We start from the raw sequence: 14,464 nt of genomic DNA on the forward strand, positions 1-14,464 counted from the left end.
GGTAAAAAAGGATGCTCTGCCGGTGAGTCGCTCAGAGAAGCGAGGCGGGATAAAAAACCATCAATTGTCATGTCGAAGACCTTGTATGAGTGACGACCTAATTAAACTGTTCAACGCGAGCCCACTGAGAGTGTCGGTACCAACATCAAGTGATGCTCCGAACCCACCGAGTGACTACTCACTTCAAGTTCATCGACCGAAATAGAAATACCGCCCACCGAAAAACTCTCGACAGAAATAATGTTTATTTCGCGACCCGACAACATGCTACTCAATCGGCCTTTATTATCTTCTACCATCTTGGCTGCCAGCGGCTCTAACACGTCTGACACCACTTGCTCAAGTCCACCGCCTCGTGGATTCAACGACAATTGCAGCTCGGGCACCTGCCCAATAACAATATTTAAATCGCCCTGAACAAGTTCCACTTCTATAGGAACGTCGAGTGGCGCATTGTCAATAACCACGTCATAGTAAAGTTTCATTAATTATCGACCTTAAGTTTGAGAATACAATCCATTCATTATTCATTTCTTCCTACACGCCTACGACCCCAGCCCCCCCACATCATCATGGCGCACTTGGAGGGATTCAACATTTCAAGAAACTGTTCAGATAAGGTAACTTCCACGTCCAGCAACAAATCAGCCGTTCCAGAAAACGTCAACGGGCTCAATGTACCCAATGTAAAGCTAGGCGTTCCTCTGGCGTATGAAGTCCAATTTGCCAAAATACCTATTTTGCCGGAATCACTGGCTTCAAGATCACCCAAAGACTCGACTGCAGTGACCAAGGCCCTGTTAATGCACGCATTATTCACTATTAAAAAAACAGCTTCTTCGGGCAAAGTCAGATCAGTTATGTCCAGGGGGTGCGGGTTGTCTGTCAAGGTCGTAGCCCCTAGCAGACAACGCTCTACCAAACTAATTTGCAGGGGTTTGAATAACAGGTCATCGCCCAATTTCAATTCTGGCAAATGAATCACAGACAGCATTTTGCGTGCCTGTGCAAAAATCATCGGCAGTACCAGCAAATTGAACAATTGTTTGTCGAACTCTTCAAACTCGCTTTGGTCGATCGTCAGAGCAACAACTGCCATTGCAATAGTCGCCTCTCTGAAGTCCAGCGTCACGTGCGCAAGTACATTACGGGATGTGCCCTGTTCAAGCTCCGCGTCTTTTAATCCCCACTTCAGATCCAGCAAGGGAAACACAAGTTGTAGCATGGGTAGTTTAGGCCGCGGCCTATGGGCTTCAAGATTAGTTAGGCCGTCTTCGCCTTGGGCGGCCTTCCATACGCTGCACTCCGGTGTATCCAATACTACATTCGGCGCTACCGGCACTTCCCACTCAATGACCCCGAGCTGATCCAACACATCAACTTCTTCACGCCCTTTAAAGGGATTGTCATCGACCGGCGCACTGGCATGATAACCGGCTAAAAGACGACTGACCTCTGACTGCGAGAGGCCAACTACCAAATCAAAATTACTCATCTATTGCCCCACTGCCCTATTGCCACATGAGAACACCACCCTTCACTTCCGATATTCACATCAGTCATGAATGAAATTTACGCTTTAAGCGCTGTTCTAAAGCTACGCAGAACCCGGGGATAAAAGAACTATCAAAACTAACGGCACACCCACACCTGGTGTAATGAGCGTATTTAATTCATGCATAAAAAAACCCGACGGGCAAACATCACCGTCGGGGTTTTAGCGAAGTACTGCTAGCGGTTATAGGGTGTTCAGCCCGCCGTGGTTATTGGGGAAGTCACCTTATCAGCGGGGTACAACTTGAAGACATAAAACAGCACTGTCAGCAGCACTAGAAACGCCGGTCCAACGATCAGCGCGATGCGCGTTTCTTCAAACCATGCCATCAGGCCGACCACCATAAGCAAGAAACCCAAGGCGGCAAAAGAGCTATAGGGATACAGCCACATCCGGTATTTCAAGGCAGCGGCCTGTTCAGCACTCAGGCTTCGGCGGAAACGCAGTTGCGCCAGCAAAATCATCAACCAAGTCCAGATAGCACCAAAGGTGGCAATGGCTGTTACCCAGACAAAGACCTTCTCAGGCGCCATATAGTTAAGCACCACCCCTAGAAGGAGCACCGCGATCGATAACAACAGCGCCTGACGCGGCACCCCGTTTTTCGAAGTGGTGCCAAAGTTGGCCGGTGCCTGTCCGTTTTGCGCCAGGCTGTAGAGCATGCGACCGGTACTGAAAATACCGCCATTACAGGATGACAATGCTGCGGTAATAACAACAAAGTTGATGATACCCGCGGCCGTTTTGATGCCCAGACGCTCAAAAGTCATCACGAACGGGCTGCCCTGAGTGCCGATTTCATTCCACGGGTAGATCGAGAGAATCACGAACAGCGCGCCCACGTAGAACAGCAGAATTCGCCAGAACACCGAACCGATCGCACTCGGAATGGTTTTTTGCGGGTTCTTCGCTTCACCCGCTGTCAGGCCGATCATTTCGACGCCCAGATAGGCAAACATGACCATCTGCAAGGACATCAGCACGCCCTGCATGCCATTGGGTAAAAACCCGCCATGGGTCCAGAGATTGGAAATACCCAGCGCAACGCCGTCATTGCCAAAACCGAACGCAATAATGCCGACACCGCCCAGGACCATAGCAATGATGGTGACGATCTTGATCAGGGCAAACCAGAACTCGAATTCACCAAAGGCCTTGACCGCAATCAGGTTGATAGAGCCCATGCTAATGAGCGCTCCCAGGGCCCATATCCAGCGCGGTACATCGGGGAACCAGACACCCATGTACACCGCCACGGCGGTAATCTCCGCCACACAGGTCACCAGCCAAAGAAACCAATAATTCCAGCCGGTCAAAAAGCCGGCCAACGGCCCCAAGTAATCTTGGGCGTAGCGGCTGAAGGAGCCTGCTACCGGGTTATGCACGGCCATTTCACCGAGGGCACGCATGATCACCAAAATGGCCAGGCCACCGATGATGTAAGAGAGCATGATGGCCGGCCCGGCCATTTCTATCGCTTTGGCCGACCCTAGAAACAGGCCGACACCGATACAGGCGCCCAGCGCCATCAAACGAATGTGGCGCTCGCCCAGTTCGCGTTTCAGAGGACCGCCCTGCACGGTTTCGCCGTGGGGCTGGTGGTTGCCGACTGGCATAAATGTTCAACCTCGTATTGTTATTGGATATGCAGCTGTAGGCCGGGTTGGTCACCTGCTCTCGCCTTTTGATCAGCCCTGACCTTGTAGGTCAGTAGATCAAAAGGGAAATGTCCTACAGAGATCGGCGCCGAGTATTGCACAGGGTTGGTGCACAGTCATGCCCCTCCCCAGGACCTATGTCACCTTCTGGAAGGCTCTACTTCCATCTTCATGGCCTGATTAGAAACAGTCATGAGCGCCTCAGATTTATTCATCAAGACCCGCCCACAGCGTCTACGCTTCATTCAAGCGCAGCAAAGATGCGTACATGGATCAATCAACTATGGGCGCACTGTGGCACTCCAACTCCAGCAAAGCGTCGCAACCAATAGCGCCAATGGCTCAACCTGATCCGCCTGCGCAAAAGCCTCCGCGCAAACGCTATGGCTGGCGGGTATTTTGGGTCCTGTTACTTATGGCCCTGATTGGCCTTGTCGTTTTGGGCTTTGCCATCGCTAAAGAGGTACGCACCTCAAAAATCCAGTCACGCGAGTTCAGCCGCTTTGCTGCCAACCTGAGTTACTCAGTGCAGGCAGGCCCCAGCGATTCGATTTATTACCCGGGCTTGGGGCCCTTCGACAAACGTCTGGGTTACAGCGCACTGGGGGATTTTCTGCCGCGTCTGCTAAAGCGTGACTACGTGATTGCCGAGCAAGCTCGTTTTAGCCCTGAAATGCTGAGCTACGGTCAAAAAGGTTTTTTCGTCCCCTACGCCGAAAAGATTCAAGCAGGGCTTTCCATTACTGACTGTTCGGGTGGTTCGCTTTACCAGTACAACTACCCACAACAGCTTTACCCGACCTTTGCGAGCATTCCTCCCTTAGTGGTTCACAGCTTGCTCTTTATTGAGAACCGCGACCTGTTGGACCCTAAACAGCCTTTAAATAACCCTGCTGTCGACTGGCCCCGTTTTGCCATGGCCGCTTACTCACAAGTCGCCAAACTGTTTCACCTGCCGGGGCAATCGGCAGGGGGAAGCACCTTGGCAACCCAGCTTGAGAAATATCGGCACTCACCTGATGGTTTAACCGTATCGGGCACCGAAAAGCTGCGCCAGATGATTTCAGCCAGCGTGCGGGCTTATCAGGATGGCCCGGATACCTTGATCGCCCGTCAAAACATAGTGCGTGACTATCTCAACAGTGTGCCGCTGTCGGCCGTCCCCGGTCACGGGGAGGTACATGGCATGGCTGAAGGCATGCGCGTGTGGTACGGCACCGATTTCAATCAAGTCAATCAGTACCTCGCCAGCGCTGCTACCGACCCGCAAAGTCTTGCGAATAAGGGGCTGGCTTTGCGCGAAGTGCTGTCCTTGATGATTGCCCAGCGTCGCCCCTCCTATTATTTGACCAAGGGCCGTGATGAACTTGCGCAACTGACTGACAGCCACATCCGGCTACTGGCGCAAAACAATGTAATTGATCCGGCACTGACACAAGCCGCTTTGACCAGCCGCGTGACCTACCGCGACTGGCAGGTGTCGCCCACCCTGCAAGCGATTGAAACCAATAAGGGCATCAGCCTGGCACGCACGCGCCTGTCGGCCATGCTCAAGCGCCCGCTGTATGACCTCGACCGCCTCGATCTGTCTGCCACCAGCACCTTGCAGAGCGATTTGCAGCTGCAAGCCAGCGACTACCTGCGGCAACTGGCAGACCCTGTATTTGCCGGCAAGATGGGCCTGCTGGGAAAAAGCTTGCTGACGCCAGCCAGCACCGCGCAAGTGCGCTACAGCTTTACGCTGTTTGAATTGACACCCGACGGCGCACGGGCGCGGGTGCAGACTGACAGCACTGACCAACCTTTCGATATCAACGAAGGCAGCAAGTTGGAGTTGGGTTCAACCGCCAAGATGCGGGTACTGACCACTTACTTGCAGATCATCAGTGAGCTGCATGACCGCTATGCCAGCCAGTCGGGCAGCCAACTGAAGCAAATACAGCTGACTGATCAGGACCCGCTGACCCGCTGGGCTCTGAGTTACATGATTGCGAATCCGGGGACGAACCTCGCCAAGATGCTCGACGCGGCGCTTAACCGCACATATTCGGCCAGTCCTGGTGAAGGTTTTTTCACAGGCGGCGGCATGCATTACTTCCACAACTTCCGCAATCAGGACAACAACCGCAACCCCACGCTACGCGACGCAATACGTGAATCGATCAACTTGCCCTTCGTGCGCCTGATGCGGGACGTGGTGAGATACACCTCGTATCAAGCCCCCAGCAATAACGCTGAATTGCTCAAGGATGACTTGAACCCGCGCCGTCAGGAGTACCTGAGCCGCTTCGCCGACCGCGAAGGCACCACCTACATGCTCAAGTTCTGGAAGAAATACAAAGGCAAAGATTCCAAGGAGCGCCTTGAAACCTTTCTCGACAGCATGCGCCCGACACCTATCCGCATGGCGGCGGTGCACCGTTACCTGTTTCCGAATGCCAGCCAGGACACCTTTGACAGCTTTGTGCGAGCTCATCTCAAGAGCGACAAGATCACCGATGAGCGTTTAGCCAAGCTTTATCAAAGCTACGGCCCGGGTGCTTACGACCTCCCCGATCAGGGCTATATCGCCAAGGTGCATCCGCTTGATTTATGGATGGCGGGCTATTTGCTGAAAAACCCCGAGGCCACCTTCAAGCAAGCGGTCGCCGCCAGCGTGTTCGAGCGACAGGAAGTGTATAGCTGGCTGTTTAAAAGCCGGCACAAGAGCGCCCGCGACAGCCGGATTCGCACCATGCTTGAGATCGAAGCCTTCCTCGATATTCACCAGCGCTGGCAACAAGTGGGTTACCCGTTTGACCATTTGGTGCCTTCCCTTGCCACAGCGCTGGGCAGCTCGGGGGATCGCCCGGCGGCGCTGTCCGAACTGATGGGCATCATCCTTAACGATGGTGTGCGCTTGCCGGTTTTACGTATTGATACGCTGCATTTCGCGGCCAATACACCGTATGAGACACGGCTGATAAACGATCCTGACAAAGGCGTGAGAGTAATGCCCAGCGAAGTCGCGACCGCCCTGCGCGAGGCATTGTCGCAAGTGGTTGACGCGGGAACCGCACGGCGGGTCTCGGGCAGCTTCACTCTCGACAACGGCACCCCACTGGCCATGGGTGGTAAGACGGGCACAGGCGACAACCGCATTGAAAGCATGGGCGCTGGGGGGCGAATCATCAGCTCCAAGTCCATCAATCGCACGGCAACCTTTGTGTTCTATATCGGCGAACATCACTTTGGCACCTTGACGGCATTCGTACCCGGCCGCTCAGCAGAAGCCTTTACGTTCACCTCTGCCTTACCGGTGCAAGTGCTGAAAGGCATGGCGCCGATCCTCACCCCCTACCTGCAACCCGGCTCCCATACACGATGTACAGCCCCGCAAAATCTGAGCGCGTTGTAAGAAACGCGCCAATCCGTATTTATTACGAATAATTACCGTTCATCGCCTCAACTTTACGTGATCTAAGATATATCTTAAGTTATGTCTAACTTAATGAGAGAGCGAAGAGAAATGAGAGAACATCATCCCCATCACCACGCACAGCGCACGGGACAAGAAGGTTCAGAGAAACGCAACGGTCGTGAACGCGGCCCGGGCCAAGACGGCTTTGAAAAACGCACTGGCCGCGAGCGCGGCGGACGTGGGCCTCGTGTATTTGCGCCTGGCGATTTGAAATTACTGCTGCTGGCACTGATTGCTGAGCAACCGTGCCACGGTTATGACCTTATCCGCCAGATTGAAGGGCTGTTCGATGGTGCTTATAGCCCCAGCCCCGGTGTCATCTATCCGACACTGACCTTTCTGGAAGAAAGCGAAATGATTCAGGGCGATGCCCAAGGCGGTAAAAAACGCTACACCATCACCGATCTTGGCCGTCAGTCCTTGAGTGATCAAGCCGTGGCGCTGGATGGTGTACGCATGCGCATCGATGTGAGCAAGCGCTCACTGCGCGGCCATGACCGTCCCGAAGAAATACATGAAGCGATACACAACCTGCGCCACGCCTTGCAAATGCATCATGGTCGCTGGAACCCGGCAGAAATCCTGCGGGTTCGTGAGTTGCTCAACAACACCGCCAAAGCCATCGTCGATGGCCCTGTTACTGCTCAGCCCGTGCAGGAGAATGATCAATGAACGACACCAATGCTCTGACCATTCACAGGGTCATGCATGAAATTAAACGTCGCAAACTGGAGGTGCTGCGCGTGGTCGACCTGACCCCGCGCATGCGCCGTATTACCGTGGGCGGGCCCGAATTGGCAGGGTTCATCAGCTTGGGCAGCGATGATCACGTAAAACTGTTTTTCCCGCAGAACGAACAGGAACTGACGGCACTGGAATCGTTGGAGTTAGGCGCTGGAAAAAAAACCGGTGCCATGCCCCCAATGCGCGACTACACCCCGCGCCGCTATGACCTTGACGCTCTGGAGCTGGATATCGACTTTGTGCTGCACGGAGATGGCCCTGCTGCCACATGGGCGGCACAAGCCAAACCTGGGCAGTTCCTGCACATTGGCGGCCCGCGTGGCTCGATGGTAGTACCCGACATTTTCGACAGCTATTTGCTGATTGGCGATGAGACCGCTTTGCCAGCCATTGCCCGTCGGCTGGAAGAGCTGCCCGGCAACCGCCGTGCACTGGTGGTCGTGGAGGTCGAAAACGCGCTTGAAGAGCAACCCCTGAAGAGTGCGGCAGCCGTTGAGGTGATTTGGGTACACCGTGACAATCCTGAGCAAGATCTGCTCAACACCGTTGAAGGGCTGACAATCCCACCGGGCCAGTTGTATGCCTGGGTCGCTACCGAAAGCACGCTGTCACGCAAAGTGCGCAGAGTGCTGCTGGATACGCATGGCTTGAACGACGAATTCGTTAAAGCCGCCGGTTACTGGCGGTTGGAAGGCAGCGACGAAGAGTAAATCGCGGCTTCACTCTAACCCTCTACAAAGGGTTAGAGTGCGTCGCCGACCATGCGCTTGCTTCCCACCCATCGATCAAGCGCCACCAGCATCAGCGCCACAACGAAAAATCCCGCCAAAATTTCGCCCGCATTGAGAAACACCTGCGCATACCCCAACTTGCCCACATCAATAAATGGGTACGGGTAAACACCCAGCAAGTGCCCACGCAACAAGATGTAGGCGAAATACAGGACCGGGTAAAGAGCCCATACTCCGATATGACTCACACGTAGCAAGCCTTTGGGCACGCAATACCACCAGTACAACGTAAACAGCACTGGCATCACGTCATGCAGCAACTCGTTGGCCAACCATGCCACACCGTGAGGTTGCCAGAGCTGGCGCAGCAACAGGCTGTATGCGACACCCACCACGATAATGCTCACCGTAATACCGCTGCTTACCCACGCTTGCAGGAAAAAACTCCTGCCTTTTGAAGATCGAGAGATCACTGCATAGGTCAGTACCGTTGCAACCATCGTGTTGGTGAGCACGGTAAAAAAACTGAAATAACTCAACAGCCCGCCGATCACACTGGCGCCCGATGCCCAGCGCATCAGCAGGACCACATAAAGTTGAATCGCCAGCCCGCTCCAGCCCAGCAATGCCATCAATGTACATAGCCAGTGCTTTGGCGCGGCATTCATGCCCGACTCAGAGTTCGCGCTTGGTACGGGCATATTTCACATACAACTTTTCGACCTTTTCTCGCGCCCAAGGTGTTTTGCGCAAGAAGGTCAGACTCGACTTGATACTCGGATCGCTCTTGAAGCAACGAATATCAATGCGCTCGGCTAGCCCTTCCCACTCGTAGTGCGCCACCAGCGCCGTGAGGATCTGTTCCAGCGTCACGCCGTGCAAAGGATTGTGGTTGGGTTCAGTCATGCCGAGCCTTTTAGCAAGTGAAGGAAAGCCGCGCACCTTAGCCGAGCACCTGCTCAGGGGGAAGCGCATTCGCACAGGCAGAGTCTAGACGTCACCACCGATACGGTGAAAGTTCCGCTTGGAGATGATGAAAGCAATGTTATATTGTAACTACTGTTTGCGACTTTATCTCTCCTTACCAAGGAATCTGCAATGCCCTGCCCCGCTCTATCTCGACGCCCCCTGCGCTTGACACCCATTGCCACGGCTTTACTGTTCGCCTCCCCTGTTTTCGCCCTCGAACTGCAACCCCAAGTCATCACCGGCAATCCGTTAGGCAACAGCCAGCTGGCCTCGCCCACAACGGTTCTGGAAGGTGACGATCTGCTCCTGCAACAACAGGGCAGTTTGGGTGAAACGCTTAAAAACCAGCCCGGCGTGTCGTCATCCTACTTCGGCCCCGGAGCCAGCAGACCCATCATTCGCGGACTTGATGGCGACCGTATTCGTATATTGCGCAATGGTGTTGGTGCCCTTGATGCGTCATCCCTGTCTTACGACCACGCGGTTCCACTCGACCCGGTCAATGTTGAACGCATCGAAATCGTTCGCGGGCCTGCGGCCCTGCTGTATGGCGGCAATGCTATTGGAGGAGTGGTCAATACATTCGACAACCGCATCCCTACGCAAGCGATCGAAGGTATTCATGGCGCGGGCGAACTGCGTTATGGCGGCGCGGACACCACACGCAGCAGCGCAGGCAAACTGGAAGCCGGTAATGGGACTTTTGCCCTGCACCTGGATGCCAACGCCCGAGAATTCAACGACCTCAAAATTCCCGGCTATGCCCGCGATCGACATGCACCACAAAGTGAAGACGGGGACGAAAAGAAAGGCCGTTTAGGCAATAGTAATGGTCGCCAGGATGGCGGTTCAGTCGGTGGTTCCTATACCTGGGACGACGGTTATGCTGGCCTGTCCTACAGCAATTACGACGCTAACTACGGCTCGCCAGCGGAGCAGGATGTACGCATCCGCATGAAGCAGGATCACTACGCTTTCGCGTCTGAAATTCGCAACCTGCAGGGCCCCTTCAGCTCAGTGAAATTCGACGCTGGCTACACCGACTATGAACACCGCGAAATTGAAGGTGGTGAAGTGGGCACCACCTTCAAGAACAAGGGTTATGAAGGCCGTGTCGAGGCCCGTCACGTTCCCCTTGGCCCACTCAATGGGGTCATTGGTGCGCAGGTAAACCGCAATGAGTTCTCGGCCTTGGGCGAGGAAGCTTTCGTACCGCAGACCGATACCAACAGCGGTGCTTTGTTTATTCTGGAAGAGGTGCAAGCCTACGAACAGCTCAAGTTTAGCCTTGGCGGGCGACTTGAGCACACTGTGGTCGACCCGCATGCCCAGGGCAATGAGCGCTTTGCCGCTGCCGAGCGCTCCAAAAGCTTCACCGCAGGCAGCCTGTCATCGGGCGCCGTGCTCACCCTGACACCGATCTGGTCGCTGGCCGCGACGCTGGGTTATACCGAACGGGCACCAACCTTCTACGAGCTTTATGCCAATGGCGCTCATGTTGCCACCGGCACCTACGAGGTGGGTAACGCCAACTTGTCCAAAGAAAAAGCCGTCTCCAGCGACCTGGCGTTACGCTTCGACAACGGTACACATAAAGGCAGCGTTGGCGTTTTTTACAGCCATTTCTCCAATTACATCGGTCTTCTGGGCACGGGCCGTACACTCAATGATGAAGGCGAAGCTGACGCAGACGGCATTCCTGAATACACCTATTCCGGGGTTCGGGCACGCTTCACCGGCTTCGAGGCCAAGGACCACTGGACACTGGGTGAAAGTGCCTACGGAAAATTCGCACTGGAGCTCTCCGGTGATTACACACGCGCCACTAACCTCGACTCAGGCGAACCCTTGCCGCGTATCGCTCCCCTGCGATTGAACAGTGGTCTGCTGTGGGAATTTGATCGCTGGCAAGCGCGAGTCGACGTGCAGCACGCCAGCAATCAAGGCCGTGTTCCGGACAATGAGTCAGGCACCAACGGCTACACCACCGTGGGGGCCAGCGCGGGCTATCACTTCAATGTCGGCAGCAGTCAATGGCTGGCTTTCGTCAAAGGAGACAATTTGACCAACCAGACCGTACGTTATGCGAGTTCAATTTTAAGAAATATTGCCCCCGCTCCCGGCCGCGGTATCGAGCTCGGACTACGAACCACCTTCTAGGCTGGACGCCTTTAAAATCATGGCCTGCAACCAACAGGGGGTGCGACATAAAAGCCCTGAGACGAACCGCCGCAGCACACTGTTACCGATTCAGAAATGATCCATGTCATTTAAAGTGCTGTTTCAAAATGTTTTGGGGCTTTATCATTCGCACATAAAGGGTTGAAACGATTCAGTTTATCCCGATCGACGCAAAGTTAGCGCTACCTCTGGCAGCCCTACTCACGCCAAAAAATCTAAAGACTCAATTTTTGACATGCCCACTTTCGTGATTCCGCATCCATTCAACGCAAGCCGCGCATATGCCGCAGCGAAGCAGCTTGAAGGTGTGCGGCCGGCAAAAAAAAATGGTTCGCAGCGCGAATATCAGCCGGGTAGCAACTACAGTCACGTCATAGCCTTAAACATCGTTGCACGCGGTGAGGCCTGCGCCTTCAACCCATTCAACGCAATCTATACGTCAACCTGCATGCCCACCTCCGCGCTCGGAGTACAGCGCACTGTTGTACAGCGAGATCGCTGTCAGGGACTGGCTGCCCACTGAGTGACGCACCGACTGGTCGCCTGACCAACGGACTACAACGGCAACCTTGAAGGTTGTCACCAAGAACCTATTTAGTTGATTCATTCCCGCATCGATACGTGTCCACAAGACGTGTAACGACAGGGTATCTATAACGTAACGGAGAACCACACTATGAGCACTGATAGTGCTTTCAGTCGAAGCCGCCTGCTACCGAGCCTGCTCGGTATCTTGCTGCTGCTTATGGGCCTGGCCATGTTGGTCGGGGGTATCAAACTGGTAACACTCGGCGGGTCTTGGTACTACCTGCTGGCCGGTATCGGTTTTGGCTTATCAGGCGCATTGCTGATTGCCGGGCGCCGTGCGGCGCTGGGTCTGTATGCTCTGGTGCTGTTCGCCAGCACTGTTTGGGCCTTGATGGAAGTGGGTCTGGACTGGTGGCAACTGGTGCCACGTCTGGCACTGTGGTTCGCCATCGGTATCGTCCTGCTGCTGCCTTGGTTTCGTCGTCCCGTGCTACGCGGCCAATCGGCCCCAATGGCCACTGGCGCACTGAGCGTTGCCGTTGTATTGGCAGGCGCAGCTGCACTGGCTAGCCAGTTCACCAGCCCAGGCGAAATCAAAGGTCAACTGGACCGTGAAGCGGTACCAGGTGTGACCAATGCTGCACCAGAAATGCCTGAAGGCGACTGGCAGTCCTATGGCCGCACGGCTTTCGGTGATCGTTACTCGCCACTGAAACAAATCACTCCGGAAAATGCCCACAAGCTGGTTCCAGCCTGGACAATCCGTACCGGTGACATGCCAGGCGAAGGTGATCCGGGCGAAACAACTGCCGAGAACACTCCGCTGAAAGTGAACGGCATGCTCTATGTGTGTACACCACACAGTCAGGTACTGGCCCTTGACCCGGATACCGGCAAGGAAATCTGGCGCTACGACCCGAAGATCAGCACGCAAAATGCTGAAAACTTCAAAGGTTGGGCACACATGACCTGCCGCGGCGTGAGCTATCACGACGAAAACGCATACGCTAAAGCGAGCACCGACGAAAACGCTGCCGAGCCTGCTGCCTCCAGCAACTCGTGCCCACGTCGCCTGTTCTTGCCAACCGCTGACACCCGCCTGATCGCACTGAACGCCGACACCGGTAAAGTGTGTGAAGACTTCGGTGACAACGGCGCAATCGACCTGCGTCATAACGTCGGTGGCTTTGCACCGGGTGGCTACTACTCCACTTCGCCACCTGCCGTGACCAAAGATCTGGTTGTGGTTGGCGGTCACGTGACCGATAACATCTCCACTGACGAGCCATCCGGCGTGATCCGTGCGTACGACGTACGTACCGGTAAACTGGTCTGGAACTGGGACAGCGGTAACCCTGAAGCCACCGCTCCGATTGCTGAAGGCGAAACCTACACCCGTAACTCGCCTAACATGTGGTCGATGTTCGCGGTCGACGAAGACCTTGGCATGCTGTACCTGCCAATGGGCAACCAGACCCCTGACCAATACGGCGGCGACCGTACCGAAGACTCCGAGCGTTATGCCGCAGGCATCACTGCTCTGGATATCAAAACCGGTAAAGTCCGCTGGTACCGTCCGCTTACTCACCATGACCTGTGGGACATGGACGTAGGTGGTCAACCAACGCTGATGAACCTGAAAACCGCTGAGGGTGAGAAACCGGCTCTGCTGGCATCCACCAAACAAGGCAGCATCTACGTACTGGACCGTCGCACGGGTGAGGACATTGTTCCAATCCACGAAGTGCCAGCTCCAGGCGGCGCTGTCGAAGGCGACCACACTGCTCCTACTCAGCCTCGTTCAGAGCTGAACATGATTCCGCCGGTTCTGACCGAGCGTGACATGTGGGGCGTGACTCCATTTGACCAAATGCTGTGCCGGATCAACTTCAAATCCCTGCGTTACGACGGCATGTACACCCCGCCTTCGTTGCAAGGTTCGATTGTGTATCCAGGCAACTTCGGCGTGTTCGACTGGGGTGGTATCTCGGTTGACCCGGTACGTCAGATTGCTTTCCTGAACCCAAGCTACATGGCTTTCACCTCCAAACTGGTTCCTCAGGCGGATGTGGCAGCAATGGGTCCACGTAAAGGCGAAACCTCGGGCGTTCAACCGAACAAAGGCGCTCCATACGGCGTGATTCTGGAGCCTCTGTTGTCGCCACTCGGTCTGCCTTGCCAGGCACCGGCGTGGGGCTACGTTGCTGCGGTCGACCTGACCAACAACGAAGTGATCTGGAAACACAAAAACGGCACCGTGCGTGACAGCTCGCCGGTTCCAATCCCACTGGCTATGGGTGTTCCAAGCTTGGGCGGTACAGTGACCACTGCAGGTGGTGTTGCCTTCCTGAGCGGTACACTCGACCAATACCTGCGTGCTTACGATGTAAGCAACGGTAAGCTGTTGTGGGAAGGTCGTCTGCCTGCTGGCGGCCAGACCACTCCGATGACTTACACCGGCAAGGATGGCACCCAATATGTGGTGGTCATGGCCGGCGGTCACGGCGGTCTGGGCACTAAAGCCGGTGACTACCTGGTGGCGTTTAAACTGGCTGAGTAAGTAATACAGCTGGTTGTTGAAGAAGCGGCTATCGAGAGATAGCCGCTTTTTTTATGGCCGCTGTTTTATACGCTGACC

Annotated in this window: 11 protein-coding genes; 5 read left to right on the top strand and 6 right to left on the bottom strand. The window is 54.9% G+C overall.

Translation table 11 applies throughout. The features are described from left to right. Positions 1-110: 110 nt before the first annotated feature. The 3 genes from EQV93_RS01320 to EQV93_RS01330 all read right to left on the bottom strand — a co-directional run bounded on the left by EQV93_RS01320 (position 111) and on the right by EQV93_RS01330 (position 3,171). The gene (locus EQV93_RS01320; protein WP_240890749.1) at positions 111-485 is read right to left on the bottom strand and encodes a hypothetical protein; all 375 of its coding nucleotides are present in this window, start codon (positions 483-485) and stop codon (positions 111-113) included. Between the two features lie 38 nt (positions 486-523). Next, positions 524-1,495 (bottom strand): hypothetical protein, encoded by a 972-nt coding sequence (locus EQV93_RS01325; protein WP_122784812.1) that lies wholly within the window; start codon positions 1,493-1,495, stop codon positions 524-526. 254 nt (positions 1,496-1,749) lie between these two features. Then, positions 1,750-3,171 (bottom strand): amino acid permease, encoded by a 1,422-nt coding sequence (locus EQV93_RS01330; RefSeq protein ID WP_240890750.1) that lies wholly within the window; start codon positions 3,169-3,171, stop codon positions 1,750-1,752. Between the two features lie 325 nt (positions 3,172-3,496). Between EQV93_RS01330 and EQV93_RS01335 the strand changes: the two genes are divergently transcribed. The 3 genes from EQV93_RS01335 to EQV93_RS01345 all read left to right on the top strand — a co-directional run bounded on the left by EQV93_RS01335 (position 3,497) and on the right by EQV93_RS01345 (position 8,127). After that, positions 3,497-6,610 (top strand): transglycosylase domain-containing protein, encoded by a 3,114-nt coding sequence (locus EQV93_RS01335; protein ID WP_240890892.1) that lies wholly within the window; start codon positions 3,497-3,499, stop codon positions 6,608-6,610. 111 nt (positions 6,611-6,721) lie between these two features. Beyond that, positions 6,722-7,345, top strand: coding sequence for a PadR family transcriptional regulator (locus tag EQV93_RS01340; protein WP_240890751.1), 624 nt, complete (start codon positions 6,722-6,724; stop codon positions 7,343-7,345). After that, the gene (locus EQV93_RS01345; RefSeq protein WP_146425007.1) at positions 7,342-8,127 is read left to right on the top strand and encodes a siderophore-interacting protein; all 786 of its coding nucleotides are present in this window, start codon (positions 7,342-7,344) and stop codon (positions 8,125-8,127) included. Before EQV93_RS01340 ends, EQV93_RS01345 begins: the two co-directional genes overlap by 4 nt. A gap of 32 nt (positions 8,128-8,159) precedes the next feature. On the opposite strand, the gene EQV93_RS01350 is transcribed toward EQV93_RS01345, so the two are convergent. Next, entirely contained in the window at positions 8,160-8,816 is a 657-nt protein-coding gene (locus EQV93_RS01350) for a Pr6Pr family membrane protein (RefSeq protein ID WP_240890752.1), read from the bottom strand. A 7-nt stretch (positions 8,817-8,823) separates the two neighbouring features. After that, positions 8,824-9,054: a VF530 family DNA-binding protein gene (locus EQV93_RS01355; protein ID WP_122784817.1), complete on the bottom strand. Its 231-nt coding sequence runs from the start codon at positions 9,052-9,054 to the stop codon at positions 8,824-8,826. Positions 9,055-9,246: 192 nt separating this feature from the next. Between EQV93_RS01355 and EQV93_RS01360 the strand changes: the two genes are divergently transcribed. Further along, positions 9,247-11,277, top strand: coding sequence for a TonB-dependent receptor (locus EQV93_RS01360; protein ID WP_240890753.1), 2,031 nt, complete (start codon positions 9,247-9,249; stop codon positions 11,275-11,277). A 460-nt stretch (positions 11,278-11,737) separates the two neighbouring features. On the opposite strand, the gene EQV93_RS01365 is transcribed toward EQV93_RS01360, so the two are convergent. Further along, a complete protein-coding gene (locus tag EQV93_RS01365) occupies positions 11,738-11,905 on the bottom strand; it encodes a hypothetical protein (protein WP_158636744.1) in 168 nt (55 codons plus the stop codon). A gap of 69 nt (positions 11,906-11,974) precedes the next feature. Here EQV93_RS01365 and EQV93_RS01370 point away from each other — a divergent pair, with 69 nt between their 5' ends. Then, positions 11,975-14,386: a glucose/quinate/shikimate family membrane-bound PQQ-dependent dehydrogenase gene (locus EQV93_RS01370; protein ID WP_122784819.1), complete on the top strand. Its 2,412-nt coding sequence runs from the start codon at positions 11,975-11,977 to the stop codon at positions 14,384-14,386. The last annotated feature ends 78 nt before the right edge of the window (positions 14,387-14,464 follow it).

The sequence above is a fragment of the Pseudomonas sp. TMW22091 genome (genome assembly GCF_022496705.1).
Taxonomy (GTDB): domain Bacteria; phylum Pseudomonadota; class Gammaproteobacteria; order Pseudomonadales; family Pseudomonadaceae; genus Aquipseudomonas; species Aquipseudomonas saxonica.